We start from the raw sequence: 26869 nt of genomic DNA on the forward strand, positions 1-26869 counted from the left end.
TCAGTTCAGGCTCTCAAGAAGCTGGCTGAGCGCGTCTCGTTCTTCCGCACTCTGGTTAAGAAGGCGCTGCGCATTGGACAGTTCTCCATCAGCGGGGGGCTCGGGCGAGGGATTGGCCAGATCAAAGGCCTGAACAAAGGCTTTTTCCGAGTCCGATCCGGATTGCGCCAGCGCGGCCCAGTCCCGACGACGCAAGGCGCTATCCGGACTTTCATCCGAAAGCTGCGGGGCGGCGCCGCCTTGGTTCAGGGCATCTCCGCCGGCAAAGTAGTTTTGCGCCTGCACGCGGATCGCCTGTGCCTCGTCACTTTCCAGCCCGCTGACATAGGTCATTGCCGCCGGGCCGTCATGCTCCAGCAGTGCTGCCTTCGCCATCAGAAGGCGCGATGCAGGAGAGAGAGGCTGATCCGATTGCAGCAGGCTTTGCACATTGCTTGGCAGCCCCAGATCAATCAGGCGCTTGGCAATAAGCTGGTAATCTGCCGTGTCCAGCCCTGCTTGGGCGATGACGTCCTTATGCTGGAAATAGAAGACCAGAAGATCCTGATCCGCGAGATCGCGGATCGCGCGTTGTAGGATCATTTTGCGGCTCGAGTCATGCAGAGGCGCATCCAGTGTTTTCGGCCAGTTCGCCAAAGTGGTCATGGCGCCGTTCCAGTCCGAGCGGCTGGCGCGCCCCAAGGCCTCGGCGCGCAGCAGCTTGGCGGCGTCGGGTGACGGCTGCAATTCGATTGCCAGCGCGGCCGCATTTTCCAGAACCAGCTCATCCATCGGATGATGATCGCGGAACGCGGTTTCGGCGATCAGGAGCGTCGCGACGACCGCATCTTCGTTATCGCGTTCGACAACCGGTTTCAGGCTCTGTTCGATTGCCGCCGCATCCGCATGTCCGTGGTCGATTGTCGCGTCGAGCATAACGGCTTGCAGGCTTTTCTCATTTTCGCCGCGTTCCAGAGAAAACCGAACAGTTTCAGCCTCTTCCGGATATCCCAGCGCTGTCAGCTTGTTGACCAGAGGAACGCCTAAAGTGCGACGCAGCGAGATCGGAAGATCCGAATATGTCCGCTGGACTGCCTTGAGATTGACGCTGAGAGGGTCGCTTTTCTCCTGTCCCATCATTGCCCAGAAGGCAACGGCACCGTCACACGCGCTCATCGCCAACAAGGGGTTGGCCGAAGAGACCGGCTCGCCATCTATGACATTCGCCATCAGCTTCACAGCATCCTGCGCTTCCGGATCTATCGGGAAGTTTTGCAGAATTGATTGCGCTTCGGCACCGAAACCAAAGGCCAGGTAGGTCTGTGCCAAACGCAATGCCCCTTGTTCGTTCGGCTTGTCGAACTCTCCGATCAGCGAACGCCGAAGGTTGGAAATAAGGGCGAAAGGATCCCCTTCTTCGGACCATTCGCGCAATGCAAAATCGGCATTCGGTGCGCAGCGGCTGTCATTCAGCATGTCGCCGAACTGCATCTGTAACGAGCCTGCATCCCGATCAACCACTGTTTCCGAGTGGATCGCGATATGCTCGGTCTTGCGGGTCGGTTCCGGCGGGGGCGGAGTGACTGCGGCGGGGGCGGGTTCTGGGTCGGGGATCGTCGGCAATTCGAGCTCGATCAGCCCTTGCGAGGCTGCGCGGCTTAACTGATGCAACAGCTGCGTTTCTGCTTCAGAGACGCGCTTGTCTTTTTCTTCCATCAACTGATCAAGCGCCAAAGCGCCCTGCACCGGCGGAACCTCTTTCGTGCGGGCGGGGGCGGGCTCGACGCTGGGCCGGACGTTCACGGGTGCCGGTGTTACCGATGTTTGTGCCGCCGGAGTTTCGGACAAACGCCAGTAGATATCGGGATCAGGCAGGGCGATTCGTGTCGCGGGAATGCTTGGGTTTTGGATCGGGGTGGTGATTTCGATTTGTGGCGCAGCGGGGGACTGCGGTCGGGCGGGGGCTTCCTGCGGGGCCAGACGCGCATCAACGACCACGGCCCCAGAGGCCAGCTCAAAGGCGGTAAGCGCGATCCCTTCCGGTGTCGCAATATCCAGCGCAGACGATCCATTGACAGGATACAGCTCACTGATCCGCGTGCGGGGAATAAAATAGAAAACCTTGGAAAGATCGTATTTTACATCTGGTTTGTTGACCGAAAACGCGTAGCCGTTTTCATTTTGTTCCAGTGACCAGTCAACTTTTCCGCGAAACAGGAAGACCAACCGTGTAAAATCGGGATGTTCTCCCGATTGTACAGTGATGGTCTGCGCTGCGGCAACAGACGCAATGGTTGCCAGCAGTGTGCCGAGAAACAGATGCCTCATGCTGCCTCCGATTTTACGGATTTAAGCGCCTCTTCCAGAGCAGAAAAGCTTGGGCGGATATGGTGGGGCGTATTCTGGCGGCCAACTTCGATACAGATATTCGTTGCGTGGTTGTGCAGGTTTGCCACAAGCACTTCACGGATCAATTTATAGAAATGCGAGTCTTCATCCACCACCGCTTTGATGCGCGAGGCAAAGGGGCCGATGAAGCCATAGGCCAGAAACACACCGAGAAACGTCCCGACAAGCGCGCCGCCAATCATTTTACCCAGAACTTCTGGCGGTTGGTCGATGGACCCCATGGTCTTGATCACCCCGAGCACGGCTGCCACGATCCCAAGTGCCGGCATCGCGTCCGCAACGTTCTGGATGGCGTGGCTTGAATGCATGGCATGATGGTAATTCGCCTCAAGCTGCTTTTCGAGAACCTCTTCCACCTGATGGGGGTCATCATAGTTCATTGAGGCCGAGCGCAATGTGTCGCAAATCATTTCGACTGCTTCATGATCATGAAGGATCTTCGGATATTTACCGAAGATCGAGGAGTTTTCCGGATCTTCGATATGCTCTTCAATGGCCACAGGATTTTGCCGCTGTAGCCGGATTAGTTCAAACAGCAGACACAGGAGATCCCGATAGTCATCCGGCTTCCATTTCGGGCCTTTGAAGACTTTCCCGATGTCCTTGAGCGCATGTTTGATTGAGGCCATATCGTTTGACAGAACGAAGGCCCCGACCGCGGCTCCACCGATCATGATCATCTCAAATGGCAACGATTTCAAGATGATGCCCATCTTGCCACCGGCAGCGACATAGCCGCCAAATACCATAGCGAAGATGATCACGATTCCAACTATGCCAATCATCGTCCGTCTCCATTGTTACGATGTGAGCATCGCAAAGGACGTTTAAAAAACTACTGACGCGCTTTACCTTTTTGGCGCGTTGGCGTTCCGGCCAGCCATAAGAACGCTGATCGTATAGGCTGTGTCGGGGGAAAGCCCCGCCATGATAGAGGCGGCAGCAGCAGGCTGCATGCGCCCCAAAAATCCTGCAGCAAATTCGGGGGCCATTGTCTCGAAAAGTGGAACCGCTTGTTTTGGCTTCATGTTTTCATACAAAGTCACAAGGCGCGTTACATCGTCTTCTGCACCGCGATCTGCAATCTGGACTGTCTTGGCCAGCTCTTCTTCGGCGGTTTTCATTTCTTGAATGCGTTGCTTGAGCCTGTCTTCCGCGACGCTGATCGCAGTGGCGCGGTCTGCAAGCAATGCTTCGCGTTTATCCAGCTTGCCCGAGCGGGCATTGACCTCCGATAGAAGTGCCATCACGCCTTCTTCGGTTGTGCAGTTCTGGGCCGCGACCGTGTTGGTAAGGTCGGCGGCCTTTGCCAAAGCCGTATCTGCCCCGGCAGCGATACGGACCGCCGCAGATCCGGCCAGAAGCGTTGCGATAATCAGAAGGGTATGTGCGGGTTTACGTTGGACCTTCCGGCCTTTGGGGGCTTTCGGGGCGGCGGGTTTGGCGGAAGGAGCCGCTTTCGGATCTGTCTTGCTCATTCGGCGGCCTCAATATTGCTTTCGCGTTGGCGGCGGCGCACGACCCGCGCACGTTTGGGCGATTCGGCTTCATCTGCTGCTGTGGGGATCTCTTCCTCGACCTCAAGGGGCGGGGTGCTGGCCGCAGGGCGGGGCGCAGCTTGGGGCGGCGCGGGAAGGTCGTGTAGCGAAGCCAGCATGATCTCAAGCTTTTCGGCCCCGATCTCCGCGCGCTTTGTCAGGTTGCGCAATTGTTCTGCGGAGGTATTTGCCGTGGTCTGGGCTTTTTCCAGTGCCTTGGTCATTTCATCGACCTGAGCGGACAGCACGGCAATCGCGCCGCCCATACCACTTTCAAGCTGATTGAATTTCTTGAGACGGCGCGACAGGACGATACAGTAGACCGCAGCCCCCAACGCGCCGGCGATGAGCAAGATATTCGAGATAAGTTCCATAATCACAATCCTCAGTTCAGCACGAATTCGATGATGAGCAGATCGTTGACGCGGCCTTCGCCGGTGACGATCTGGATGCGGCGCAGCATCTGGGCGCGCAGCTTGATAAGGGCTGTGCGGTCTTCAAGCTGGCTCAGCTCGACCGCGCGCAAATATCCGTTCAGAACATCCATCACCCGCGGACGCAGCTTTTCGACATCGGCCTGATAGGCCGTCGGGACTTCCAGCTCTGCACTGAAGCGCAGGTGGCGGGAACTCGAACCGCTAAGCGAGATGACCATAGGATCAAGCTTGATAAAGGAAATATCCGGCAGCTCTGCCGGTGGAGGGGGTTCATCGGCATGGGCGTCTTCGGCTTCGGGAGCGCCAAGAATCATGCCTGAATAGACTGCGAAGAAACTGCCGCCACCAAAAAGGAGCATCAGCACAAGGCCGATAATAAGCGGAAGTTTCGACTTTTTCTTCGGCTCTTCTGAGCCTTCTACCTGATCTGCTGTTGCATCTGCCATGGGATCATTCCGATTACTTCGTTGAAACCGTAATAAACCCAGACCCACTAACCGATTGTTAAGGGCGATCGGTGAAACATGAGGCGACGACTGGACAGAAGGTCCGCTCATGGAGGTGCGTCTTGGAACAGGTAACGGCCGTTTGGCAGGGAATGGATACGCGGCGGCGTTTTATCGTGCTCGCAGCAACCGGAATCGTTTTTGCTGCGATCTTGCTTCTTTCTGGTATGGCGTCGAAGCCATCCTATTCGCTGCTTTATGCAGGGCTGGAAGGAAAAAGTTCGGGAGAAGTCGTGACGGCTTTGGAGCAGCGCGGTGTTGCCTACGAAATTCGGGGCGATTCGATCTATGTCGACGCGACACGACGCGATGAGCTACGGATGACCCTTGCTGCCGAAGGGCTTCCGGCAATGGGGGGCGCGGGCTACGAGCTGCTTGATTCGATGTCGGGTTTCGGGACGACGTCGCAGATGTTCGATGCGGCCTATTGGCGCGCCAAAGAAGGTGAGCTGGCGCGGACGATCGTTGCAAATCCCGGCATCCGCTCGGCGCGTGTGCATATTGCGCATGGCACCGACAATGCCTTCCGCCGCAGTATCGAACCTACCGCTTCCGTGTTTATTACGGCGACTTCCGGCTCGATCAGCCAGCAGCAGGCGCGGGCTCTGAAATATCTGGTGGCCTCTGCCGTGACCGGGATGAAGCCGGAAGATGTGTCTGTTATCGATGCCAACGGGGGCCTGATCTCGACGGGGGATGACGAGAATCTCAGCCAGAATACGGAAGATCGCGCGGCGGAACTGAAGAAAAATGTCGAGCGTCTGCTGGAGGCCCGTGTCGGTCAGGGCAATGCCGTGGTCGAGGTGTCTCTGCGCACCGCCCTCGAAAGCGAATCGATTACCGAGCGCACGATTGATCCTGCAAGCCGCATCGCCATTTCGACCGATACGCAGGAACAAAGCGATAGCTCGCAGTCGACCGATCCTGCCAATGTCACGGTGGCCTCGAACCTCCCGACCGGAAATGCCAATGCAGGTGGTCAGTCGCAGAGTAACAGCTCGCAAACCCGAGAGCGGACGAATTTCGATGTGTCTGAAACCCGCCGTGAAGTCTTGCGCAAACCCGGGACGGTGACACGCCTGACCGTCGCGGTGCTGGTGAATGGTCTGCCGACCACGGGTGCGGATGGCACGGTCACCTGGACGCCGCGACCGCAGGCAGAACTTGATCAATTGCAGGCGCTGGTGGCCTCTGCTGTCGGGTTCGATGAAAGTCGCGGCGATGTGATCACGCTGCAAAGCATGCAGTTCGAGCCGCTGACGGTTCAGGGCACCGAGGCGACATCTGTCGGCTTTATGGGCGGGCAGAATCTGGATGTGATGCAACTGATCCAGCTGGGCGTTCTTGCGGTTGTCGCATTGATCCTTGGTCTCTTCGTGATGAAGCCGATTCTGACCCAGCGCCGTCAGGTCGAACAGTTGCCGTCTTCCGTCGGGGATCCGAATGCCCTGACTGGCGAGATCGCGGATGGGGATGATGTTCCCGATGATATGCCGCTGGTGTCCGGCTTGGGCGGCGGAGACGACCTTGGCTTCGATCTGCCTTTCGCTATGGGGAACGCTTTCGATGATGCCGAAAATAATGCGGATCCAGTGGATCGCCTGAAGCGCCTGATCGAGGAACGCCGCGACGAGACTGTAGAGATCCTGCGCAGCTGGATGGATGAGAAGGAGGAACGCGCGTGATGCAACGCTTCGAACTGGAATCGTTTGAGACCACATCCCGTGTCCCGCAATCTGTCACGATCGATCATGGCGAGCTGGAGGAAATCAAGCTCGCGGCCTTCGAGAAAGGCTATTCCGCCGGTTGGGAAGATGCGGTGGCCGCGCAGAATGCCGAACAGGCGCGTTTGCGGGCCGATCTGGGGCAAAACCTTCAGGCCCTGTCTTTCACCTTCCACGAGGCGCGGCAGCATGTTCTGGACGCGATGAGGCCGCTGCTTGTCGATATGACGGCAAAGGTGCTTCCGGTTGTCGCGCGTCAGACGCTGGCGCAGACCATTGCAGAACAGGTCATGCCTTTGGCCGACGGGCTGGCAGATACGCCTTTGACGGTCGTGGTTAATCCAAACAGCATCGAACAGGTGCAAGAGCTTCTCTCGCAAGAGAAAAGCCTACCCCTGACATTTGTTGCAGAAGAAACGCTAGGCGAGGGGCAGGTGTATCTGCGCTTCGGTGGCAAAGAAACGCATATCGATCTCGACGGTGTCATCGCACTGATCGGAGATGCGATCGCCAGCTATTTTGGCGCGGTCCAGAAGGAGCAAAAGAATGACTGAGGCAGCAACCCATTCCTCGAACCCGTTTACCCAAGTTCCGATTGAAATCACGATTTCGGTCGGGAAGGCCCGCCCGATGGTGCGTGACCTGCTGCGGATGAAGCGCGATTCCGTTATGCCGCTGGATAGCCGCGTGGATGATCCTGTGGAGTTGTATGTGGGAGATAAGCTGATTGCGCGCGGGGAACTCACCGAGATGCAGGGGGAGCATGCCGGCCAGCTCGGGGTCCGCTTGACGGAAGTGATCGATCTGCAAAACGGGCTGTGACATGCAGATGTCACGGCTCGCCCTCTACGGGGCATTAACGTTAATACTTTCTGCGCTGCCGACGATGGCGCAGGAAGTCACGCTTGATTTCGGTGGCGAGAATAGCCTGACCGGAAGCTCGGTCCTGCTGATTTCAGCCGTTACCCTGCTCAGTCTGGCTCCGGGCATCATGATCATGGTGACCTGCTTTCCCTTTATCGTGACGGTGCTTTCCATCCTGCGTCAGGCCATTGGTCTACAGCAGGCACCGCCGAACATGCTGATCATTTCGCTGGCCCTGTTTTTGACGTGGTTCATCATGGAACCGACATTTATGGAGTCCTATACCAACGGGATTTCGCCGCTGATGAATGGCGAGCTGGATATGATGCCCGCATTGGAAAAAGCCATCGCGCCGTTCCGCGTTTTCATGGCAGGGCGAACCAATCCTGAAACCTTCGCGTCGCTGGCCCAGCTGCGTTCGCCGGAGGCCACGCTGGTTCTGTCGCCGGATGTCCCGCTTTCTACGCTGGTGCCTTCCTTCATGCTGTCGGAGATCGCGCGCGCCTTCCAGATCGGGTTTCTGGTGTATATCCCGTTTCTGGTGATCGACCTTGTGGTATCGGCGGTGCTGATGTCGATGGGGATGATGATGGTCCCGCCTGCGGTCGTATCCTTACCCTTCAAGCTGGCCTTCTTTGTGGTGGCCAATGGATGGGTGCTGATCTCGGATGCGTTGGTCCGCAGCTATTTCTAACAGAAAAGGCGCCTGAAAGGGCGCCTTTTTCGACTATGACACCAAGGGGTTATTTAACCTTGGCGGAGGCTTCTTCCATGCGCACGGCATGTTCTTTGCGCAGATCGCGGCGCAGTTCTGCGGCATCCCAGCGATGCTGCTCTTCTTCCGTCTGCGGGGTCAGTTTCGGCACCTCGACGGGCTTGCCGATTTCGTCCACGGCGACCATCGTGAAATAGCAGCTATTGGTGTGACGGCGGCGGCCTGCGGTGATGTTCTCAGCCTCGACGCGGATCCCGATTTCCATCGAGGAGCGGCCCGTATGGTTTACGGCCGCCTGAAAACGCACCAGCTCGCCGACGAGGATGGGTTGTTTGAAGGTCACCTGATCCACCGACAGCGTCACCGCATAGGACCCCGAATAGCGGGAGGCCAGCGTAAACGCGACACGGTCCAGCTCTGCCAGCAATGCGCCCCCATGCACCTTGCCCGAGAAATTGGCCATATCCGGCGTCATCAAGACGTTCATCTCGAGCGTTTTACGCTCGTCTTCGGTCAATCTACTGTTCATACTCGTCATGTCCCGTTTTGTTGCGGGCCTTAAGACATGTTGCGATAGAAATGGGAACCCCTCAGGAATGCAAATGCGCTTTGCATCAGCGGGATAGGTCGCAGCGATCTGTGGCTTGGGCGGCATTTCCCGCGCGCGCCTGCGCGGCTATTGCGCCAGATGCCGCAACCCTTGGGTGACATCGGTGCGCACCGCCAGCCGGAGACCGGGTTCGTCGCCCGCCCGTAGCGCGGCCAGAATAAGCCGGTGATGGCGCGGAGGTTCGTTGCGCTGCATCTGGTTATACACCGCCCGCATGGTCGGGCCGAGCTGTAGCCAGACCGTTTCGATCACCGCCAGAATGGCCGGCGCCTGTGCGCGCAGATACAGGGTACGGTGGAATTCCAGATTGGTCCGGATATAGCCGATCGCATCCATTTTCACGACAGCTTCCGCATTGGCGTGATTGATCGTTGTCAGCCGGTCGATCAGCGCCATATGCGCACGGGGCAGGGCGCGCGAGGCCAGCTCAGGCTCGATCAGCGCGCGCAAGGCGGCCAGCTCCTCGATCCGGTCATTCGACAGCAAGGGGGTAATCACGCGCCCCGACGCCGAAAGGAACAGCGCGCCCTCGGCCACCAGCCGCCGCAGGGCCTCGCGCACGGGGGTCATCGACACGCCGTTCTCCTTGGCCAGGCCCCGCAATGTCAGCGGTGTTCCGGGGGGGATTTCCCCATGCATGATCTGCATCCGCAACCGACGATACAGTTTATCGTGGACGGCGGTGTCGATCTGGCGTGTGGAGATGGTTGTCATGGTCTCTATGTGATCACGAATGCGGGCAAGGTCAATCGCGGAAATGGGTCGCATGCAGGCGCCCACCCTCATCGCGGAGCCAGCGCCGTTCCGCCCGCCAGTCAGGGCGCAGCTTTTCGACGATGGCCCAGAATGCCGGTGAATGGTTCATTTCGACCAGATGGGCCACTTCATGCGCGGCGACATAGTCCAGCACCTCGGGAGGCGCCATGATCAAGCGCCAGCTATAGCTGAGTGCGCCTTTGGAACTGCACGACCCCCAGCGCGAGCGGGTATCGCGCAGGGTGATGGCGCTGAAGCTCTGCCCGATCTGTGCGGCATATTGCTCGGTGGCCACCTGTAGCCTGCGCCGCGCATGGTGCCTGAGGAAGCTCTCAAGCTTGCGGGCCATGCGATCTTCGGGGCCGGGAACAAACAGCATCTGGCCCTCTTGGACGGGCAGGCGGCCCTGACCGGGGACAAGCTGCACCTCTGTGCCTTCATAAAGGATCGAGGCACCGTAGCGGATGCGGGTCACGGGCGGCAGACGGGCCACGGCTTCGCGCAGCCAGTCCTGATGGGCGAGCGCGAATTCCAGCGCGTCTTTCTCGGTGCCACGCGCGGGAATGGTCAGGGTCACGGCACCACCGCTGCGCGACACGCGCAGCCCGTAACGCCGTGCGCGGGCATTGTTGTGAAGCTTGATCTGCACATCAGGCAGGTCGCGCAGCGTGACGAAACGCTGTTCGGCCTTGGCAGGTGCTTTCCCTGCAAAGCGCATTTTCGACGATAAGGCCATGATTGTGATGCAACCTCTTCATCTCATTCGGCGAAAAACTCGAAAAAGCTTTGACACGCCCCGGTCATTGTGGCAGTTGGCGTCGACTCTTTCTCTCAGAGCGTAGCCAGGAGAATTCCATGCCCAAAGAGGAATGGGGCGTCAAGCGCCTCTGTCCGCATTGTCAGAGCCGGTTTTACGATCTGAACCGCGACCCGATGATCTGCCCGGTCTGCTCGAACAGTTTCACGCTGGAAAGCGTTTCGAGCGGGCGAGGTCACGTTCTGGTGGCGGACAAAACCGGTAACAAACAAGCCGATCTGGATGTCGATGATCTCGGCGATGATGATCTGGATGATGATGCAGGTGATGTCGATCTGGATGATGATCTGCTCGACGAGGATGATGACGATAATGTCTCGCTCGACGATATTGCGGATGTCAGCTCGGATGACGACGACAACTAAGTCTGTAACCAGACTGTTCTGATAAAAGGGCGCGGCTATTGGCTGCGCCCTTTTTATTGTGTCTGCGGCCTGTGTTCCGGCGCGGTTCACATGCCCGTCCGGCATGAAAAAGGGCAGCCCGAAAGCTGCCCTTCCTGTTGCGCTCGAAGCCCGATCAGGCGTGGATTGCGCCGTCACCACAGGCCAGAGCCGCCTCACGGACCGCTTCCGAGAAGGTCGGGTGCGCGTGGCAGGTCAGGGCCAGATCTTCGGCAGAGGCGCCGAATTCCATCGCCACACAGACTTCGTGGATCAGGTCGCCTGCGCCCGGGCCGATGATATGCGCCCCGAGAATGCGGTCGTTCTCATCCACGATCAGCTTGGCGAAACCATCCGCCTGGAAGACGGCTTTGGCGCGCGCATTGCCCATGAAGGGGAATTTGCCAACCTTGTATTTCACGCCGTCTTTCTTCAGCTCTTCCTCGGTTTTGCCGACCGATGCCACCTCGGGGGTGGTGTAGATCACACCGGGGATGACGCCATAATTGACATGGCCATGCTTGCCCGCGATGACCTCGGCAACGGCCATGCCCTCGTCTTCGGCCTTGTGGGCCAGCATCGGGCCGATGATCGCATCGCCGATCGCATAGACGCCTTTGACAGTGGTCTGCCAATGGGCATCGGTCTTGATCTGGCCGCGCTGTTCCATCTCGACGCCGATTTCCGCCAGACCCAGACCATCGGTATAGGGCTTGCGGCCGGTGGCCACGAGAACGGTATCCGCGTCGATGGTGACCTCGCTGTCATCCTTGCGCAGCTTGTAGGTGACCTTGGCCTTGCCGCCCTTGGTCTCGACCGATTGCACAGCCGCGCCGAGGACGAACTCCATGCCCTGCTTGGCAAGGATCTTCTGGAACTGCTTGGACACCTCGCCATCCATCGTGGGGGTGATCACATCGAGGAATTCGACCACGGTCACCTTGGCGCCCAGACGCGCATAGACCGAGCCCATTTCCAGACCGATAACGCCTGCGCCGATCACAACGAGCGATTTCGGGATCTTTTTCAGCGACAGCGCGCCGGTGGAGGACACAACGGTCTCTTCGTCGATCTCGATCCCCGGCAGCGAGGACGGCACCGACCCCGAAGCGATCACGATGTTTTTGGCGGTGTGAACCTCATCACCGACCTTGACCTGACCGGCGGCAGGGATCGAGCCCCAGCCTTTGAGCCAAGTGACCTTGTTCTTCTTGAACAGGAACTCGATGCCTTTGGTATTGCCGTCGACGACCTCTTGCTTATAGGCCTTCATCTGGTCCCAATCGACCGAAGGCGTTTTGCCCTTCAGGCCCATCTTGGCGAAGTTATGTTCGGCTTCATGCAGCTCGTGGGTCGCATGCAAGAGCGCCTTGGAGGGGATGCAGCCCACATTGAGGCAGGTGCCGCCCAGCGTCTCGCGGCCTTCGACACAGGCGGTTTTCAGCCCCAGTTGGGCACAGCGGATAGCGCAGACATAGCCACCCGGGCCGCCGCCAATCACGATCACATCAAATTCAGCCATTTTTTGCTCCTATCTGTCAGGTGCGGATTATATCAGTCGGGCAGGGATAGCCCCGCCCTCGTTTCAGATCAGGCCGATCAAAAGCACGGCCAGAGTTGCAAGAAGCCCGATCCCCCAGAACAGCGAACGCCACGGCGTCCAGCCCAGTGCATAGGCGGGGATAAAGGCGAACCTTGCGACAAGAAAGATGCCGCAAAGCGTGGTTGTCAGGGGGCCCGTCTGCCGTGTCAGTACCACCAGAAGCACCGCAGGCGTGAACAGGATGAGGCTTTCAAAGGAGTTGTTCATCGCGCGCTGGAGGCGGGCGGTCACCACCGACAGCGGCTTGGCCGGAGGGGTGTCACGCGGGCTGAGCGCATAGCCGCGCGGCAGTTCCAGATTGGCGCGCACCGCAAACAGCACCATCAGGGCGATATGCAGCAGCACGGCCAGACCGAGCGCGCTAAGTTCGGGGGTGGTGAATTCGATCATGGGAGCCTCAGAGGATTGCCGACAGGATCATAACAAGCGTGGCCGCAAGACCCGCCAAGAAAATCACAGAGCGCCACGGCACCCAGCCGAAAGCATAGGCCGGAAGATAGAGCGCCCGCGCAGCCACATAGACCCAGGCGCAAAGCGCGCTCAGCCAGCCATTCGTGCCGGTGAACTGCACCATGACCACCGCAATGACAAACGGCCCGATATTCTCGGTATGGTTCGACAATGCACGGCGCAGGCGCAGGGTTTTTTCCGACAGCCGCGCCTCGAGATTTTCACGGGTGCCCAGATTCCCCTCTTTGCCGATATCGGCCTCGAGGGATCTTTGTGACCACAGCACGGCCGCCAGATGTATCAGCACGGTTGCGGCAAGGGCGTAGAGTTCGGGGGTCATGCCAGAACCCTTTCCGGTTTACGCAGCGCAAGCGAAAATCCTGCGATTGCGGCCAGAATGCCGTCCAGCAGCGGCCAGAAATTTCCAAGGCTCAGCCCGCCCGAAATGGCATGCAGGTAATGCAGCGCGCAGAGGGCAAGGGCAAACAGCCAGACCGGACGTTGCGGCGCGCGCAGAGAAAACTGGAGACAGAGCAGCAGAGCAAGGTCGACAACCAGAATGATCATATCGGTTGCCTCGGCCCGCCCCATCGCAAGGAACGCGGTGAGAGCCGGGAAATAGAACGCCCGAAGCGCAATCTCCGCCCAGATCATCCATCGTGCCAGTTGCATCAGTCTTGCCTCGAAACGCACCTGTAGGGGGTGCAGGGGTGTGGCGCCCCGTGACAGGGCGCCACATATCGGATTACAGATCCATCAGCAGGCGGCGCGGATCTTCCAGCGCTTCTTTCACGCGCACGAGGAAGGTCACAGCCCCTTTGCCGTCAACGATACGGTGGTCATAGGACAGCGCGAGATACATCATCGGACGGATCTCGATCTTGCCATTGATGACCATCGGACGGTCCTGGATCTTGTGCATCCCGAGGATACCCGATTGCGGCGGGTTCAGGATCGGCGAGGACATCAGCGAGCCATAGACACCACCGTTCGAGATGGTGAAGGTACCGCCCTGCATCTCTGCCATCGACAGCTTGCCGTCACGCGCGCGCTTGCCTTTTTCCGAGATCGCTTTCTCGATATCGGCGAAGGACATGCTGTCGGCGTCGCGGATCACCGGAACGACCAGACCCTGCGGGGTGCCAGCGGCCACGCCCATATGGACGTAGTTCTTGTAGACGATCTCGTTGCCGTCGATCTCTGCGTTCACTTCCGGCACTTCTTTCAGAGCGTGGCAGCACGCTTTGGTAAAGAAGGACATGAAGCCCAGACGTACGCCATGTTTCTTCTCGAACATGTCTTTGTACTGGTTACGCAGCGCCATCACTTCCGTCATGTCCACCTCGTTATAGGTGGTCAGCATGGCGGCGGTGTTCTGGCTGTCTTTCAGACGCTTGGCGATGGTGGCCCGCAGACGGGTCATCTTCACGCGCTCTTCGCGGGCTGCGTCATCGGCATTTGCGGTGCCGCGCGGCATCTGCACGGGGGCTGCCGCCACTGCCGGAGCAGGGGCCGAACCCGCTTTGGCCACATCTTCTTTCATGATGCGGCCATCGCGGCCGGTGCCGGTGACCGAAGCGGGGTTGATGCCCTTTTCCGCCATCGCTTTTTCCGCCGAAGGCGCGTTTTTCACGCCTGCGCCCGAGGCCGCTTCTGCCGGTGCGGCTGCGGGGGCCGGAGCCGCTGCAACGGAGCCTGCCGATGCGCCTGCCATGATCACGGCCAGCTTGGCCGATGCGTCCACCGTGGTGCCTTCTGCGGCCACGATTTCCGACAGAACACCCGCAGCGGGGGCCGGAACCTCGACCGAAACCTTATCGGTTTCCAGCTCGCACAGCATTTCGTCCTGTGCGACCACATCGCCGGGTTTCTTGAACCAGGTCGAAACGGTGGCTTCGGATACCGACTCGCCCAGCGACGGAACCATCACATCCACGGCTTTGCCTTCGGAGCCACCCGCTGCCGGAGCCGCTGCCGCAGGGGCCTCGGCTTTGGGAGCGGTGGCTGCGGCTGCGCCGCCCTCGGTGATCATGGCCAGAAGCGCATCCACACCCACGGTGGTGCCTTCTGCGGCCACGATCTCGCCCAGCGTGCCTGCCGCGGGGGCCGGAACTTCGACGGTCACTTTGTCGGTTTCCAGCTCGCACAGCATTTCGTCTTGGGCAACCGCGTCACCCGGCTTCTTGAACCAAGTGGCGACAGTGGCCTCGGTCACAGATTCGCCCAGCGTGGGGACGCGAACTTCGGTACTCATGGATTATCCCTCCAGTGCATCATTGACGAGCGCGTCCTGCTCGGCCTTGTGCGATTTCGCCAGACCCGTTGCGGGCGAAGCGGAAGCGGCACGGCCTGCATAGCGGGCGCGGGAATGTTTGGCGTCGAGTTTCGACAAGACCCATTCCAGGTTCGGTTCGATGAAGGACCAGGCGCCCTGGTTCTTCGGTTCTTCCTGACACCAGACCATCTCTGCGCCTTTGAAGCGGCTCAGCTCGTTCGTCAGCGAATTCGCGGGGAACGGGTAGAACTGCTCGACACGCAGCAGATAGACATCATCAAGACCGCGCGCATCGCGTTCGGCCAGCAGGTCGTAATAGACCTTGCCCGAACACATCACGACGCGTTTGATATCGGCATCGGGTTTGAGCTTCATATCGGAATTGCCTTTTTCCGCATCGTCCCACAGGACGCGGTGGAAGAAGGAACCGGTGATGAAATCTTCCTTGGTCGAGATCGCTTTCGGATGGCGAAGCAGCGATTTCGGCGTCATCAGAACCAGCGGTTTACGGAAATTCCGGTGGATCTGGCGGCGCAGGATGTGGAAGTAGTTTGCGGGCGTGGAGCAGTTCGCGACGATCCAGTTGTCTTCCGCGCACATCTGCAGGAAGCGTTCCAGACGCGCCGAGGAGTGCTCGGGGCCCTGGCCTTCGAAGCCATGCGGCAAGAGCATCACCAGACCGGACATCCGCAGCCATTTGCGTTCGCCCGAGGAGATGAACTGGTCGAACATGATCTGCGCGCCGTTGGCGAAGTCACCGAACTGGGCTTCCCACAGGGTCAGCGCATTCGGCTCTGCCAGCGAGTAGCCATATTCAAAGCCCAGAACCGCATATTCGGACAGCGCCGAGTCGATCACCTCGTAGCGGGACTGGCCTGCCTTGATGTGATTGAGCGGGTAGTAACGCTCTTCGGTTTTCTGGTCGATGAAGGCCGAGTGACGTTGGCTGAAGGTGCCGCGGGTCGAATCCTGACCGGCCAGACGCACCGGATAGCCTTCCGACAGCAGCGAGCCGAACGCCAGTGCCTCGCCGGTTGCCCAGTCAAAGCCCTTGCCGGTCTCGAACATCTGGGTCTTGTTGTCCAGCAGACGCGCCACGGTCTTGTGCATGTTGAAATCGTCGGGCGCGCTTACCAGCGCCTTGCCGACTTCGTTATAGGTCTCTTCCGAGATCGCGGTGGAACCCGCGTCATAGACCTGACCCTCGCGCTCCATGTTCTTCCAGCGGCCATCGAGCCAGTCAGCCTTGTTCGGCTTGAAGGTCTTGCCCGATTCGAACTCTTCGTTCAGATGCGCCTGGAACGCGGCTTTCATATCCTCGATCTCGCCCTCGGGGATCAGGCCGTCTTTCACCAGACGCTCGGTGTAAAGCTGCAGCGTCGTCTTGTGACCCTTGATGTTGGTATACATCGCGGGGTTGGTGAACATCGGCTCGTCGCCTTCGTTGTGACCGAAGCGGCGGTAGCAGAAGATGTCCAGAACGACGTCCTTGAGGAACTTCTGGCGGAACTCGGTCGCCACTTTCGCGGCATGCACAACGGCTTCCGGATCATCGCCATTCACGTGGAAGATCGGCGCTTCCACCATCAGGGCGATATCGGTCGGGTAGGGCGAGGTGCGCGAGAAATGCGGCGCGGTGGTGAAGCCGATCTGGTTGTTCACCACGATATGGATCGTGCCGCCGGTGCGGTGACCACGGATGCCCGACAGCTGCAGACATTCCGCCACAACGCCTTGGCCCGCAAAGGCCGCATCGCCGTGCAGCAGGATCGACAGAACCTCGCGGCGCTCGCTATCGTTGAGCTGGTCCTGCTTCGCACGGACCTTGCCCAGAACAACGGGGTTCACGGCTTCAAGGTGCGAGGGGTTCGCGGTCAGCGACAGGTGGACCTTATTGCCATCGAACTCGCGGTCCGAAGACGCACCAAGGTGATATTTCACATCGCCCGAGCCATCGACGTCTTCCGGCTTGAACGAGCCGCCCTGGAATTCGTTGAAGATCGCGCGATAGGGTTTCATCATCACGTTCGACAGCACCGACAGACGGCCGCGGTGCGGCATGCCGATGACGATCTCTTTCAGACCGAGGTTACCGCCGCGCTTGATGATCTGCTCCATCGCGGGGATCAGAGCCTCACCACCGTCCAGACCGAAGCGCTTGGTGCCCATGTATTTCACATGCAGGAACTTCTCGAAGCCCTCGGCCTCGACCAGCTTGTTCAGGATCGCGCGGCGGCCTTCACGGGTGAAGGTGATCTCTTTGTCATAGCCTTCGATACGCTCTTTCAGCCATGCCGATTGCTCGGGGTCCGAGATATGCATGTATTGCAGCGCGAAGGTGCCGCAATAGGTGCGCTTCACGATCTCCATGATCTGGCGCATCGAGGCGATTTCCAGCCCCAGCACCTTATCAAGGAAGATCGGGCGGTCCATATCGGCATCGGTGAAGCCGTAGGATTTGGGGTCGAGTTCCGGATGCGGAACATCGTCATGCATTTTCAGCGGGTCGAGATCTGCGGCAAGGTGGCCACGGATCCGGTAGGCGCGGATCAGCATCAGCGCGCGCACGGAATCCAGAACGGCGCGCTGGATCGCGCCCTCGTCCAGCTTGACACCTTTTTCTTCGGCTTTCTTGCCGATTTTCTTGCCTGCATCCTTGGCTTCGGCCACGGGCCATTCGCCAGTCAGGGCCCCCATGATCTCGCTCGGCGCCGAAGCCGGCCAGTCACGGCGTTCCCAGCTGGGACCGGAGGCCGATTTCTTGACGCTGGTTTCATCGTCATGCAGGGTGCGGAAGAACTCTGCCCATGCCGCGTCGACCGAGGTCGGATCATTGGCAAAACGGGCATAGAGCTGCTCGACATATTCGGCATTGCCCCCCTGAAGGAAGCTGGATGCCTGGAATTGGCTGTTTGGAGATTCGTCGTTCATATGGTCACCTGTTCAGGTGGATGGGTTTGGAGCGGCCCGCGCGTGTCGCGGACCGTGATACGAAGTTGGGCCTTACTTGCTGTAAGGCGAGATGTAGGGCTGGCTCGCCGCAGACAAGCCCGCGGCATGTGCACAGCCGTCAGAGTATTTGGACCAGTCATTGGCGCTCGTGCACCGAGCTGCCTGTCCGTTGACGATTGTCCCGTTGGTGCGGGCGCTGTTGGCCACCGCATAGCCTGTGTCACCGGTCGGGGTGGTGCCCGCCGGAACCTTGCTGCGACCGACAATAGGCCCTGTGGTGATTGGGCCGGGGGCGGCTTTCACCATCTGATCTTGAATTTCCGAACCGGCGGTGTCGGCCTGCTCGTGAATTTTTCCGCTCCCCCAATAGTTACCCGGACCACAGGCCGTCAGCCCGACCGCGCAAGCCCCCAGCAAAGCGGCTTTGCCCAGACGGAAGAAACTGGTTGTCTTCGTGGTGTTCATGTTGAAAGCCCTTCTTCGCGGCATGTTTGCGCGTGCCATGCGGACGCCATTTGCAGAGTAAGTCGGAGAGAAAGTTTCCACATTATCAAGAGCTGTCGCTCCGCGCGCGGAAAACTGCATAGAGTTAAGAGAAAAACTCCCTGATACCGAAGCATGCGGAATGATCGCGTGGCCCAAAGCAGAAAGGCCACCCTGACCAGGCGCGGTCCGGGTGTTTTTAAGCAAGTCTGCAATCCGTCTTTTCATCATTCCGTCCTCTACCCGACCTTTTATCGGGCTGACGTTTTCGAAAGCGACCTCGGAAGGGCAAAACAGAGAAGCCATCTCTGCTCAGCTCTGCCGAGCGGCACCCAATCGGCGCCGAGGGCCCGCGCAAATCACCTGCGCGGGCACCGGTAGTCAAGTCCTTAGCCCTTGATGGCTTTCATCACGGCTTCGCCCAGCGTTGCGGGGCTGTCTGCCACGACGATCCCTGCCGATTTCATGGCTTCGATCTTCGATTCCGCATCGCCTTTGCCGCCAGCGACGATTGCGCCTGCGTGGCCCATGCGGCGGCCCGGAGGGGCCGTGCGGCCTGCGATGAAGCCCGCAACCGGTTTCCAACGGCCTTTTTTCTTCTGCTCGGCGAGGAATTCTGCGGCTTCTTCTTCCGCCGAACCACCGATTTCCCCGATCATGATGATCGACTGGGTTTCCGGATCGTCAAGGAACATGTCGAGCACATCGATATGCTCGGTGCCTTTGATCGGGTCGCCGCCGATGCCCACAGCCGAGGACTGGCCCAGACCCATATCGGTCGTCTGTTTGACGGCCTCGTAGGTCAGGGTGCCCGAACGCGACACAACGCCGACCGAGCCACGCTTGTGGATATGGCCGGGCATGATGCCGATTTTGCAGGCGTCGGGGGTGATGACGCCCGGGCAGTTCGGCCCGATCAGGCGCGATTTGCTGTCGATCAGCGCGCGCTTGACCTTCATCATGTCGAGCACCGGAATGCCCTCGGTGATGCAGACGATCAGTTCCATTTCCGCGTCGATCGCTTCAAGGATCGAGTCGGCCGCGAAGGGCGGGGGAACATAGATCACGGTCGCATTCGCTTCGGTGACATGCTTGGCTTCATGGACCGAGTTGAACACCGGCAGGTCCAGATGCTTCTGGCCGCCTTTGCCGGGGGTCACGCCGCCAACCATCTTGGTGCCGTAAGCGATGGCCTGTTCCGAGTGGAAGGTCCCCTGCGAGCCGGTGAAGCCCTGACAGATGACTTTGGTGTTTTCGTTGACGAGAACTGCCATGATCTTAGCCTTTCACCGCTTTCACGATTTTCTCTGCGCCGTCCGACAGGTTGTCTGCGGCAATCACGTTCAGGCCGGAAGTCGCAATGATTTCCTTGCCTTTTTCGACATTGGTGCCTTCAAGGCGGACAACCAGCGGAACCTGCAGGCCGACTTCTTTCACGGCGGCCAGAACGCCTTCCGCGATGATGTCGCAGCGCATGATGCCGCCGAAGATGTTGACCAGAATGCCTTTGACGTTCTTGTCGGAGGTGATGATCTTGAAGGCCTCGGTGACCTTTTCCTTGGTCGCGCCGCCGCCCACATCAAGGAAGTTCGCAGGCTCTGCGCCATAGAGCTTGATGATGTCCATCGTGGCCATCGCCAGACCCGCGCCGTTCACCATGCAGCCGATTTCGCCGTCGAGCGCGATGTAGTTCAGGTCGTATTTCGACGCTTCGAGTTCCTTGGAATCTTCCTCGGTCTCGTCGCGCAGGGCCTGGATGTCGTGGTGACGGTAAAGCGCGTTACCGTCAAAGCCGACTTTGGCGTCCAGCACCTTGAGGTTGCCATCGGGCATGACGATCAGCGGGTTGATCTCGAGCTGCTCCATGTCCTTCTCGATGAAGGCCTGGTAGAGCTTGGCCAGAAGGCCGACCATCTGTTTGACCTGACCCCCTTCGAGACCCAGCGCGAAGGCCACACGGCGCCCGTGATAGGCTTGGTAGCCCGCCGCCGGATCGATCGAGAACGACAGGATTTTTTCGGGGGTCGCTGCGGCGACTTCCTCGATATCCATACCGCCTTCGGTCGAGCATACGATCGACACGCGGCTCGACTGGCGGTCTACCAGAAGCGCCAGATACAGTTCGCGGTCAATGTCCGAACCGTCTTCGATATAGATGCGGTTGACCTGCTTGCCTGCGGGGCCGGTCTGGTGCGTCACCAGCGTCTTGCCCAGCATCTGCTTGGCCATCGCTTCGGCTTCTTCCACCGATTTGGCCAGGCGCACGCCGCCCTTTTCGCCGGCTTCCGGCTCTTTGAAATGGCCTTTACCACGGCCACCGGCGTGGATTTGTGCCTTCACAACCCAAAGCGGTCCGTCGAGTTCGCTTGCTGCGGTCTTGGCCTCCTCTGCCTTCAGAACCGCGCGACCCTCCGAAACCGGGCAGCCGTAGCTCTTGAGGAGCTGCTTCGCCTGATATTCATGAATGTTCATGATCTCCGTCCCATGCTGGTGCGATTTGCGGCAGACTGGTACAGATTGTCGCAGGCTGACAAGCTCAAATTGCCCTGCGCGCTCAGATGTGAGCGGAAATCCGTCTTTTGTGATCACAGCCTTATCAGGTGTGATCACAAGCAAGATTCTGTTAGCGATTCAACTTTCGCTTGGGCAAAATGGGTCGAATCTTCGAAGCCTGATCGTGACAGGGGAAAGTGATGTGCCAATGACAATGTCGAACCGCGCGCCGGATCATCCGCAATGGGCTGTGGTCGGCCTGATGGACGAGCCCGCCCCCCTGATGGCGGCTTGGGTCGCCCATCACGTGGCCATCGGGGCAGGGGAGGTGCATGTGGTCTTTGATCGTCCCGACCCGCCGACCGAGGCGCTTTTGCGCGGCGTCTCGGGGTGTTTCGTCCATCGTTCAGGTGAGGACGGCTGGGCGCTGCACTGGAAGGCGCGGCGCCCGAACCGCCATCAGGCACGGCAGAAATATCATGCGACACGGATCGCGAATGAAACTGCGATGGACTGGATAATCCATTGTGATGCCGATGAATTCGTCCATCTTGAACGCCCCTTGTCATGGGAACTGGAAAAGACCCGCGAGAAGGCGTGGCTACGGCTGGAAGTGCTGGAGCGGACCTTTGTTCCGGGCGTCACGGGGGGCGATATCTTTCAGGGGGTCTTCCGCAAGCGCTGGGATGCGTTTGCCGAAGAGGGGGCGGCGTTCTACGGTCCGCGCGCGCGGTTTCTCAACCGTGGCGTCTCGGGGCATATCGCGGGTAAGGCCTGTATGCGCACGGGGCAGGGCTATGTGCTGGGGGTGCACCATCCGACCGAGCATTGGGACGCACCGGGCGGGACGGTCACCCTGCCTTACCGGCCCTCCTATAACGCGCGCCTGATGCATTTCGACGGGCTTACCCCTTTGCATTATATCCTTAAAATGATGCGCCGCGCGCTGACGCAGGTTTCTGGCGCGCCGGTGCCCTATGCGGCGCCGAGGGTGGCGCAATTCGAGGAGGCGGCGCGTCTGGCGCGGGATCCGCAGGCATTGTGGGATCACTGGTTTGCGGTGCAAGGGATGACCGAGGCGGAAGAGGTGGCTCTGGTGCAGCGCGATCTGGCCGAGCGCATTGCCTGCCCTGTCCTGTCGCATGCGCAGGCCCTGTTTCCCGAGCTTGATTTCTCGCCTGCGGGCTTTGACCGTTTGCTGCTGGAACATGAAGAGGCATTGGTGGCCAAGGCAAAAGAGAGGCTGGGCTTTGATGCGCAGGCTTTTCTGGCCGAAGCCTTTACCGGTTAGCGCAAAGGTCGGGGCGAAGGCAGAATGCAAAAGGCGCAGCCGAAGCCGCGCCTTTCACGTGAAACATCGCTATGGCTCAGGCCAGCGAGCTGTCGATACCTTTGCAGGCTTCGACCAGACCGTTCACCGCGTCGACCGATTTGTCGAACATGGCTTGCTCGTCTTTGTTCATCTTGATGTCGACAACACGCTCGATGCCGCCAGCACCGATCACGGTCGGCACGCCGACATACATGCCGTCAAGGCCAAGCGCGCCTTTGACATAGGCGGCACAGGGCAGAACGCGCTTCTGGTCCTTGAGATAGGCTTCCGCCATCTCGATCGCCGAAGTCGCCGGAGCATAGAAGGCCGAACCGGTTTTCAGCAGGCCAACGATTTCGGCGCCACCGTCACGGGTGCGCTGGATGATCGCGTCAAGCTTCTCTTGCGTGGTCCAGCCCATCTCGACGAGGTCGGGCAGCGGGATGCCGGCAACGGTCGAGTAACGTGCCAGCGGCACCATAGTGTCGCCGTGGCCGCCCAGAACGAAAGCGGTGACGTCTTTCATGGAGACGTTGAACTCGGTCGCGAGGAAGTGGCGGAAGCGGGCCGAATCCAGCACGCCTGCCATGCCGCAGACTTTCTCGGCGGGCAGGCCGGAGAATTTCTGAAGCGCCCAGACCATCGCGTCGAGCGGGTTGGTGATGCAGATCACGAATGCGTTCGGGGCATATTGCTTGATGCCTTCGCCGACCGATTTCATGACTTTGAGGTTGATGCCCAGAAGGTCATCGCGGCTCATGCCGGGTTTGCGCGGCACGCCGGCCGTCACGATGCAGACATCTGCACCTGCGATATCGGCATAGTCCGTGGTGCCTTTCAGCGTGGCGTCAAAGCCTTCGGACGGGCCGGATTCGGCGATGTCCAAGGCTTTCCCCTGCGGGGTGCCTTCGGAAATGTCGAACAGGACGACGTCGCCAAGTTCTTTGAGGGCTGCAAGATGGGCGAGAGTACCACCGATCTGACCTGCGCCGATAAGCGCAATCTTGGGTCGGGCCATGAATTCCTCCGTCGTGGGATGGATATAAGTGACGGGTGATGGGTAGGGGGTTTTTAAGCTTTAGGCAAGAGCAGCGCACGGTTTCCTGCAGCTTAAGCGTGTTATGTATGCCGTGGTGTACGGCCCCGCCAGCAGGGAACCTGAGTGACTACAATCACTTATCCGTGACAGCCGCCGTAGCCCTTGGCGCAAAAAACCCGTTTTTCTGGGCCACTAGATCTCTTTTTTGGGTCTGTATGTGTCGGAGGTTTCAACCTTTTGGGGCGCGGACTTATAGTTCAGCCCCGAAGCGATCAGGCAACTTGTTCCATTGGGGGTGGTCGCAAGCAGCGTCCATGATCCGCTCTCTGCCGCGAAGAGTTCCATCAATGTATTATTGGCGGCAATGCCGGTACTGCGGCGTGTTTCCTGATAGCGGTTGGCAAGTTCGACAACGATATCGGCCCGTTTGCCACAGGCATTTGTCTCGGCCCGCAGGTTTTGTGCGGCAAGGATAAGCGCGAGGAAGCCCAGAGAGAGGGCAAAAAGCTTCTTTTGCATGAATCGCCCATTGGTTGTGGTATGTCCTGCGCACTAAACTGCGCTCAACTCGCGAAAAGAAGGTTAACGGCGCAGAAAGAAACCGGGCTGCCGCGCATAAAAGGAATATTCTGCGTCGCGGAAGAAATTATGTTGCAATTTGTTTTCTTTTTGTGATCTTTTATTCCACATCGAAGGATGGGAGGAGAATCATGTCGGCACAGCCTTATCGCTCGGTGCTTTATATTCCGGGGTCGAAAGAGCGGGCGCTTGAAAAAGCGACGGGTCTTGAATGTGACGCGATCATCTTCGATCTCGAGGATGCCGTGGCGATTGATGAAAAGGTCAATGCGCGGGATATTCTGGTTTCGGCTTTGAAAACAGCCGATTATGGCAATCGTGCGCGGATCGTCCGGGTGAACGGGCTGGACACTGATTGGGGCCGTGAAGACGTGCTGAGCATGGCGCGGGCCCTGCGCGAGGGCGCGAAGATCGATGCGATCCTGATCCCCAAAGTGAATACACCTGCCGATCTGGACGCAGTTGCCGATCTGGTGGCGGAAGTGCCGCTTTGGGCGATGATGGAAACCTCGCTTGGGATGCTGAACGCGCAGGCCATTGCCGCCCATCCGCGCTTGCAGGGCATGGTCATGGGTACCAATGATCTGGCCAAAGAGCTTGGTTCGCGTTTCCGTGCCGACCGTCTGCCGATGCTGCCGGGGCTTGGCCTGTGCCTGCTGGCCGCCAAGGCCTATGGCAAGATTATCGTCGACGGGGTGTATAATGCCTTCAAGGACGAAGAGGGGCTGCGGGCTGAATGTGATCAGGGCCGTGATATGGGCTTTGACGGCAAGACCCTGATCCACCCCGCGCAGCTTGCGGTTGCCAATGCCGCCTTCGCGCCCTCCGAGGCCGAGATCGATCTCGCCCGACGCCAGATTGCGGCCTTTGACGAGGCGCAGGCCAACGGGCAGGGCGTTGCGGTTGTCGATGGTAAGATCGTTGAAAATCTGCATATCGTGACAGCGCGGCAGATCCTTGCAAAAGCAGAGGCGGTCTCCGCACGGATTTAAGCCAAGCGGAGTAAGCCAATGATCCTTCTTATCCTCGGTGTCGTTATCTGGGCACTGGCGCATTTGTTCAAACGGCTGGCGCCCGAAGCGCGCGCGAAGATGGGTCCGCAGGGGCGGGCGATGGTTTCGGGGCTACTGGTCCTGTCGCTTGTGCTGATGGTCATCGGCTATCGCAGCGCCGACGGGGCGTTTTTCTGGGGGCGCAGTCCTGCCGTAACGGGGATCAACAACCTGTTGATGCTGGTTGCCGTCTATCTCTTTGCGGCGGCGGGGATGAAGACCAAGATCGCGCAAGTCTACCGCCATCCGATGCTGCTGGGCGTGGTCCTGTGGGCTGTGGCCCACCTGCTGGTCAATGGCGACACGCCCAGTTTCGTGCTCTTTGGCGGCATCGGCATCTGGGCGCTTGTCGAGATGGTGCTGATCAGCCGCACGGCGTGGGTCCGGCCCAAAGGCAAAGGTGCCAAGATGGAGATCTTCGCGATCCTTGGCACTGTTATTGTATATGGCGCAATCGCGCTTGTGCACTATGCCTTTGGCTATCCGGTTTTCGGCTAAAGGAGCGGGACATGAAGGCTTATCGTTTTCTCACGGCAGATGACACGAGCGAATTCTGCCACAAGGTCACCGAGGCGCTGTCCAAGGGATGGGTGCTGCAGGGCGATCCGCAATATGCGTTTGATGCGGCCAAGGGCGTGATGCGCTGCGGGCAGGCGGTGACGAAAATTGTCGAGGGCGACTATTCGCCCGATCTGAAACTGGGGCAGCTGTAACGCGCCCCTGAAACGGGAGGAGTGCGGGCATGGCCAAGACGAATTCGGGCCGGTTCTTCGAGGATTACACAGTGGGGCAGGTGCTGAAACATGCCGTGCCCCGCACCGTATCGGGAGGGGAGAGGGCGCTGTATCATGCGCTTTATCCGGCGCGTGGGGCGCTGTATTCCTCCGATGCGTTCGCGCGGTCCTGTGGCCTGCCTGCCTCGCCCATCGATGATCTGGCGACGTTCCATGTGGTCTTTGGCAAGACGGTGCCGGATGTGTCGCTGAATGCCGTGGCCAATCTGGGCTATGCCGAGGGGCGCTGGCATCTTCCGGTCTATCCGGGTGATACGCTGCGCGCTGAATCCGAGGTGATCGGGCTCAAGCAGAATTCCAACGGCAAATCCGGTGTGGTCTATGTCCGCACCCGCGGTCTGAACCAGCGTGATGAGACTGTTATGGACTATGTGCGCTGGGTGATGGTGCGCAAAGGCAATCCCGATGCGCCCGCGCCTGAGACCGTGCTGCCCGATCTGAAGACGGTGGTGGATCCGGCAGATCTGGTGCTGCCCGAGGGGCTGGACTTCACGGGCTATGATTTCGACCTTGCGGGCGAGCCGCATCGCTGGGGCGATTACGAAATCGGCGAGAAGATCGACCATGTGGATGGCGTCACGATTGAGGAAGCCGAACATATGTTGGCGACCCGCCTTTGGCAAAATACCGCCAAAGTGCATTTCGATGCGACCTTCCGCCCTGACGGCCAGAGGTTGATCTATGGCGGCCATATCATCTCTATGGCGCGGGCCTTGTCTTTTAACGGGCTGGCCAATGCGCAGATGATCGTGGCGCTCAATGGCGGCGCGCATGCCAATCCGTGCTTCTCGGGGGATACTGTCAAAGCATGGTCGGAAGTGATTGATAAGGCTGAAACTTCCGCACCCGGAGTGGGGGCGTTGCGGTTGCGTCTGGTGGCAGTGAAGGCGACAGCCTCCCCCTTTGCCCTGCGCGGCGAGGATGGCAAATATCTGCCCGATGTCCTGTTGGATCTGGACTACTGGGCGTTGTGCCCGATGTGATCGTAATGCATTGAATTTCAATGCATTCGGAAATAGGAAAGTGTTTTTAGGGGTTGATCGCGCGGCCAAGGTAACGCAAACGGCTCACATTGTTGCGACCCGTTTTGAGACCTGTA

At 59.3% G+C, this 26869-nt stretch carries 29 protein-coding genes; 10 read left to right on the forward strand and 19 right to left on the reverse strand.

The window, feature by feature from the left end:
• The 5 genes from RPE78_RS08150 to fliL all read right to left on the reverse strand — a co-directional run bounded on the left by RPE78_RS08150 (nucleotide 1) and on the right by fliL (nucleotide 4809).
• Complete coding sequence (locus RPE78_RS08150) at nucleotides 1-2307, reverse strand: hypothetical protein (RefSeq protein ID WP_406720264.1); 2307 nt, start codon at nucleotides 2305-2307, stop codon at nucleotides 1-3.
• Nucleotides 2304-3173, reverse strand: coding sequence for a flagellar motor stator protein MotA (gene motA, locus RPE78_RS08155; protein ID WP_339109008.1), 870 nt, complete (start codon nucleotides 3171-3173; stop codon nucleotides 2304-2306). The genes RPE78_RS08150 and motA overlap by 4 nt, the downstream gene beginning before the upstream one ends.
• A 63-nt stretch (nucleotides 3174-3236) precedes the next feature.
• Nucleotides 3237-3701, reverse strand: a complete 465-nt coding sequence (locus RPE78_RS08160; RefSeq protein WP_406720265.1) for a MotE family protein — start codon at nucleotides 3699-3701, stop codon at nucleotides 3237-3239.
• A gap of 161 nt (nucleotides 3702-3862) precedes the next feature.
• Nucleotides 3863-4300 (reverse strand): hypothetical protein, encoded by a 438-nt coding sequence (locus tag RPE78_RS08165; protein ID WP_339109010.1) that lies wholly within the window; start codon nucleotides 4298-4300, stop codon nucleotides 3863-3865.
• Between the two features lie 11 nt (nucleotides 4301-4311).
• Nucleotides 4312-4809 carry a flagellar basal body-associated FliL family protein gene (fliL, locus tag RPE78_RS08170; RefSeq protein ID WP_339109470.1) on the reverse strand — a complete coding sequence of 166 codons (498 nt, stop codon included), beginning with the start codon at nucleotides 4807-4809 and terminating at the stop codon, nucleotides 4312-4314.
• A gap of 122 nt (nucleotides 4810-4931) precedes the next feature.
• Between fliL and fliF the strand changes: the two genes are divergently transcribed.
• Genes fliF through fliP form a run of 4 tightly spaced genes read left to right on the forward strand, consistent with a single transcriptional unit; the run spans nucleotide 4932 to nucleotide 8151 of the window.
• Complete coding sequence (gene fliF / locus RPE78_RS08175) at nucleotides 4932-6554, forward strand: flagellar basal-body MS-ring/collar protein FliF (protein WP_339109011.1); 1623 nt, start codon at nucleotides 4932-4934, stop codon at nucleotides 6552-6554.
• Complete coding sequence (locus RPE78_RS08180) at nucleotides 6554-7147, forward strand: flagellar biosynthesis protein (RefSeq protein ID WP_339109012.1); 594 nt, start codon at nucleotides 6554-6556, stop codon at nucleotides 7145-7147. The genes fliF and RPE78_RS08180 overlap by 1 nt, the downstream gene beginning before the upstream one ends.
• A complete protein-coding gene (locus RPE78_RS08185) occupies nucleotides 7140-7415 on the forward strand; it encodes a FliM/FliN family flagellar motor C-terminal domain-containing protein (RefSeq protein ID WP_339109013.1) in 276 nt (91 codons plus the stop codon). Before RPE78_RS08180 ends, RPE78_RS08185 begins: the two co-directional genes overlap by 8 nt.
• A gap of 7 nt (nucleotides 7416-7422) precedes the next feature.
• On the forward strand, nucleotides 7423-8151 hold the full coding sequence (gene fliP / locus RPE78_RS08190) for a flagellar type III secretion system pore protein FliP (protein WP_339109014.1): 729 nt from the start codon (nucleotides 7423-7425) through the stop codon (nucleotides 8149-8151).
• A gap of 49 nt (nucleotides 8152-8200) precedes the next feature.
• Here fliP and RPE78_RS08195 read toward each other — a convergent pair whose 3' ends face one another.
• The 3 genes from RPE78_RS08195 to RPE78_RS08205 all read right to left on the reverse strand — a co-directional run bounded on the left by RPE78_RS08195 (nucleotide 8201) and on the right by RPE78_RS08205 (nucleotide 10274).
• Nucleotides 8201-8701: an acyl-CoA thioesterase gene (locus tag RPE78_RS08195; RefSeq protein ID WP_339109015.1), complete on the reverse strand. Its 501-nt coding sequence runs from the start codon at nucleotides 8699-8701 to the stop codon at nucleotides 8201-8203.
• 147 nt (nucleotides 8702-8848) lie between these two features.
• Nucleotides 8849-9496, reverse strand: coding sequence for a GntR family transcriptional regulator (locus tag RPE78_RS08200; protein ID WP_339109016.1), 648 nt, complete (start codon nucleotides 9494-9496; stop codon nucleotides 8849-8851).
• A gap of 31 nt (nucleotides 9497-9527) precedes the next feature.
• Nucleotides 9528-10274 carry a M48 family metallopeptidase gene (locus RPE78_RS08205; RefSeq protein ID WP_406720266.1) on the reverse strand — a complete coding sequence of 249 codons (747 nt, stop codon included), beginning with the start codon at nucleotides 10272-10274 and terminating at the stop codon, nucleotides 9528-9530.
• A gap of 119 nt (nucleotides 10275-10393) precedes the next feature.
• Between RPE78_RS08205 and RPE78_RS08210 the strand changes: the two genes are divergently transcribed.
• Nucleotides 10394-10720 carry an FYDLN acid domain-containing protein gene (locus RPE78_RS08210; RefSeq protein WP_339109018.1) on the forward strand — a complete coding sequence of 109 codons (327 nt, stop codon included), beginning with the start codon at nucleotides 10394-10396 and terminating at the stop codon, nucleotides 10718-10720.
• A 154-nt stretch (nucleotides 10721-10874) separates the two neighbouring features.
• On the opposite strand, the gene lpdA is transcribed toward RPE78_RS08210, so the two are convergent.
• The 9 genes from lpdA to sucC all read right to left on the reverse strand — a co-directional run bounded on the left by lpdA (nucleotide 10875) and on the right by sucC (nucleotide 20973).
• Entirely contained in the window at nucleotides 10875-12260 is a 1386-nt protein-coding gene (gene lpdA / locus RPE78_RS08215) for a dihydrolipoyl dehydrogenase (RefSeq protein ID WP_406720267.1), read from the reverse strand.
• Nucleotides 12261-12323: 63 nt separating this feature from the next.
• The gene (locus tag RPE78_RS08220) at nucleotides 12324-12731 is read right to left on the reverse strand and encodes an MAPEG family protein (RefSeq protein ID WP_339109020.1); all 408 of its coding nucleotides are present in this window, start codon (nucleotides 12729-12731) and stop codon (nucleotides 12324-12326) included.
• A 7-nt stretch (nucleotides 12732-12738) separates the two neighbouring features.
• Nucleotides 12739-13131 carry an MAPEG family protein gene (locus RPE78_RS08225; RefSeq protein ID WP_339109021.1) on the reverse strand — a complete coding sequence of 131 codons (393 nt, stop codon included), beginning with the start codon at nucleotides 13129-13131 and terminating at the stop codon, nucleotides 12739-12741.
• Nucleotides 13128-13463: a hypothetical protein gene (locus RPE78_RS08230; RefSeq protein ID WP_339109022.1), complete on the reverse strand. Its 336-nt coding sequence runs from the start codon at nucleotides 13461-13463 to the stop codon at nucleotides 13128-13130. The genes RPE78_RS08225 and RPE78_RS08230 overlap by 4 nt, the downstream gene beginning before the upstream one ends.
• A gap of 73 nt (nucleotides 13464-13536) precedes the next feature.
• Nucleotides 13537-15045, reverse strand: a complete 1509-nt coding sequence (odhB, locus tag RPE78_RS08235) for a 2-oxoglutarate dehydrogenase complex dihydrolipoyllysine-residue succinyltransferase (protein WP_339109023.1) — start codon at nucleotides 15043-15045, stop codon at nucleotides 13537-13539.
• 3 nt (nucleotides 15046-15048) lie between these two features.
• Nucleotides 15049-17997, reverse strand: a complete 2949-nt coding sequence (locus RPE78_RS08240; protein ID WP_339109024.1) for a 2-oxoglutarate dehydrogenase E1 component — start codon at nucleotides 17995-17997, stop codon at nucleotides 15049-15051.
• 72 nt (nucleotides 17998-18069) lie between these two features.
• Nucleotides 18070-18807, reverse strand: coding sequence for a hypothetical protein (locus RPE78_RS08245; RefSeq protein ID WP_406720268.1), 738 nt, complete (start codon nucleotides 18805-18807; stop codon nucleotides 18070-18072).
• A gap of 83 nt (nucleotides 18808-18890) precedes the next feature.
• On the reverse strand, nucleotides 18891-19775 hold the full coding sequence (gene sucD / locus RPE78_RS08250) for a succinate--CoA ligase subunit alpha (protein WP_339109026.1): 885 nt from the start codon (nucleotides 19773-19775) through the stop codon (nucleotides 18891-18893).
• 4 nt (nucleotides 19776-19779) lie between these two features.
• The gene (gene sucC, locus RPE78_RS08255) at nucleotides 19780-20973 is read right to left on the reverse strand and encodes an ADP-forming succinate--CoA ligase subunit beta (RefSeq protein WP_339109027.1); all 1194 of its coding nucleotides are present in this window, start codon (nucleotides 20971-20973) and stop codon (nucleotides 19780-19782) included.
• 229 nt (nucleotides 20974-21202) lie between these two features.
• On the opposite strand from sucC, the gene RPE78_RS08260 reads away from it, so the two are divergent.
• Entirely contained in the window at nucleotides 21203-22285 is a 1083-nt protein-coding gene (locus RPE78_RS08260; RefSeq protein ID WP_406720269.1) for a glycosyltransferase family 2 protein, read from the forward strand.
• A 76-nt stretch (nucleotides 22286-22361) separates the two neighbouring features.
• On the opposite strand, the gene mdh is transcribed toward RPE78_RS08260, so the two are convergent.
• Nucleotides 22362-23324: a malate dehydrogenase gene (mdh, locus tag RPE78_RS08265; RefSeq protein ID WP_339109029.1), complete on the reverse strand. Its 963-nt coding sequence runs from the start codon at nucleotides 23322-23324 to the stop codon at nucleotides 22362-22364.
• 213 nt (nucleotides 23325-23537) lie between these two features.
• Complete coding sequence (locus tag RPE78_RS08270; protein ID WP_339109030.1) at nucleotides 23538-23864, reverse strand: hypothetical protein; 327 nt, start codon at nucleotides 23862-23864, stop codon at nucleotides 23538-23540.
• Between the two features lie 191 nt (nucleotides 23865-24055).
• Between RPE78_RS08270 and RPE78_RS08275 the strand changes: the two genes are divergently transcribed.
• From RPE78_RS08275 to RPE78_RS08290, 4 genes are read left to right on the forward strand one after another with little or no spacing between them, the layout of a single operon-like run.
• The gene (locus tag RPE78_RS08275) at nucleotides 24056-24916 is read left to right on the forward strand and encodes an HpcH/HpaI aldolase/citrate lyase family protein (RefSeq protein WP_406720270.1); all 861 of its coding nucleotides are present in this window, start codon (nucleotides 24056-24058) and stop codon (nucleotides 24914-24916) included.
• Between the two features lie 18 nt (nucleotides 24917-24934).
• Entirely contained in the window at nucleotides 24935-25474 is a 540-nt protein-coding gene (locus RPE78_RS08280; RefSeq protein WP_406720271.1) for an NnrU family protein, read from the forward strand.
• A gap of 11 nt (nucleotides 25475-25485) precedes the next feature.
• Nucleotides 25486-25689, forward strand: coding sequence for a DUF1737 domain-containing protein (locus tag RPE78_RS08285; RefSeq protein ID WP_339109033.1), 204 nt, complete (start codon nucleotides 25486-25488; stop codon nucleotides 25687-25689).
• A gap of 29 nt (nucleotides 25690-25718) precedes the next feature.
• Nucleotides 25719-26753 (forward strand): MaoC family dehydratase, encoded by a 1035-nt coding sequence (locus RPE78_RS08290; protein WP_339109034.1) that lies wholly within the window; start codon nucleotides 25719-25721, stop codon nucleotides 26751-26753.
• The last annotated feature ends 116 nt before the right edge of the window (nucleotides 26754-26869 follow it).

The sequence above is a fragment of the Thioclava litoralis genome (assembly GCF_045278885.1).
GTDB lineage: Bacteria > Pseudomonadota > Alphaproteobacteria > Rhodobacterales > Rhodobacteraceae > Thioclava > Thioclava litoralis.

Bases quoted from the DNA above. Each gene is read 5' to 3' on its own strand.
- RPE78_RS08270 (WP_339109030.1), bottom strand. From the start codon at position 23,864: ATGCAAAAGAAGCTTTTTGCCCTCTCTCTGGGCTTCCTCGCGCTTATC.
- fliL (WP_339109470.1), bottom strand. From the start codon at position 4,809: ATGGCAGATGCAACAGCAGATCAGGTAGAAGGCTCAGAAGAGCCGAAG.
- sucD (WP_339109026.1), bottom strand. From the start codon at position 19,775: ATGGCAGTTCTCGTCAACGAAAACACCAAAGTCATCTGTCAGGGCTTC.
- RPE78_RS08230 (WP_339109022.1), bottom strand. From the start codon at position 13,463: ATGCAACTGGCACGATGGATGATCTGGGCGGAGATTGCGCTTCGGGCG.
- RPE78_RS08180 (WP_339109012.1), top strand. From the start codon at position 6,554: ATGCAACGCTTCGAACTGGAATCGTTTGAGACCACATCCCGTGTCCCG.
- RPE78_RS08185 (WP_339109013.1), top strand. From the start codon at position 7,140: ATGACTGAGGCAGCAACCCATTCCTCGAACCCGTTTACCCAAGTTCCG.
- odhB (WP_339109023.1), bottom strand. From the start codon at position 15,045: ATGAGTACCGAAGTTCGCGTCCCCACGCTGGGCGAATCTGTGACCGAG.
- RPE78_RS08245 (WP_406720268.1), bottom strand. From the start codon at position 18,807: ATGGCTTCTCTGTTTTGCCCTTCCGAGGTCGCTTTCGAAAACGTCAGC.
- RPE78_RS08210 (WP_339109018.1), top strand. From the start codon at position 10,394: ATGCCCAAAGAGGAATGGGGCGTCAAGCGCCTCTGTCCGCATTGTCAG.
- RPE78_RS08225 (WP_339109021.1), bottom strand. From the start codon at position 13,131: ATGACCCCCGAACTCTACGCCCTTGCCGCAACCGTGCTGATACATCTG.
- RPE78_RS08220 (WP_339109020.1), bottom strand. From the start codon at position 12,731: ATGATCGAATTCACCACCCCCGAACTTAGCGCGCTCGGTCTGGCCGTG.
- RPE78_RS08285 (WP_339109033.1), top strand. From the start codon at position 25,486: ATGAAGGCTTATCGTTTTCTCACGGCAGATGACACGAGCGAATTCTGC.
- RPE78_RS08200 (WP_339109016.1), bottom strand. From the start codon at position 9,496: ATGACAACCATCTCCACACGCCAGATCGACACCGCCGTCCACGATAAA.
- RPE78_RS08240 (WP_339109024.1), bottom strand. From the start codon at position 17,997: ATGAACGACGAATCTCCAAACAGCCAATTCCAGGCATCCAGCTTCCTT.
- RPE78_RS08205 (WP_406720266.1), bottom strand. From the start codon at position 10,274: ATGGCCTTATCGTCGAAAATGCGCTTTGCAGGGAAAGCACCTGCCAAG.
- RPE78_RS08150 (WP_406720264.1), bottom strand. From the start codon at position 2,307: ATGAGGCATCTGTTTCTCGGCACACTGCTGGCAACCATTGCGTCTGTT.
- RPE78_RS08275 (WP_406720270.1), top strand. From the start codon at position 24,056: ATGTCGGCACAGCCTTATCGCTCGGTGCTTTATATTCCGGGGTCGAAA.
- sucC (WP_339109027.1), bottom strand. From the start codon at position 20,973: ATGAACATTCATGAATATCAGGCGAAGCAGCTCCTCAAGAGCTACGGC.
- RPE78_RS08195 (WP_339109015.1), bottom strand. From the start codon at position 8,701: ATGAACAGTAGATTGACCGAAGACGAGCGTAAAACGCTCGAGATGAAC.
- RPE78_RS08280 (WP_406720271.1), top strand. From the start codon at position 24,935: ATGATCCTTCTTATCCTCGGTGTCGTTATCTGGGCACTGGCGCATTTG.
- RPE78_RS08290 (WP_339109034.1), top strand. From the start codon at position 25,719: ATGGCCAAGACGAATTCGGGCCGGTTCTTCGAGGATTACACAGTGGGG.
- RPE78_RS08165 (WP_339109010.1), bottom strand. From the start codon at position 4,300: ATGGAACTTATCTCGAATATCTTGCTCATCGCCGGCGCGTTGGGGGCT.
- lpdA (WP_406720267.1), bottom strand. From the start codon at position 12,260: ATGGCTGAATTTGATGTGATCGTGATTGGCGGCGGCCCGGGTGGCTAT.
- motA (WP_339109008.1), bottom strand. From the start codon at position 3,173: ATGATTGGCATAGTTGGAATCGTGATCATCTTCGCTATGGTATTTGGC.
- RPE78_RS08260 (WP_406720269.1), top strand. From the start codon at position 21,203: ATGACAATGTCGAACCGCGCGCCGGATCATCCGCAATGGGCTGTGGTC.
- fliP (WP_339109014.1), top strand. From the start codon at position 7,423: ATGTCACGGCTCGCCCTCTACGGGGCATTAACGTTAATACTTTCTGCG.
- mdh (WP_339109029.1), bottom strand. From the start codon at position 23,324: ATGGCCCGACCCAAGATTGCGCTTATCGGCGCAGGTCAGATCGGTGGT.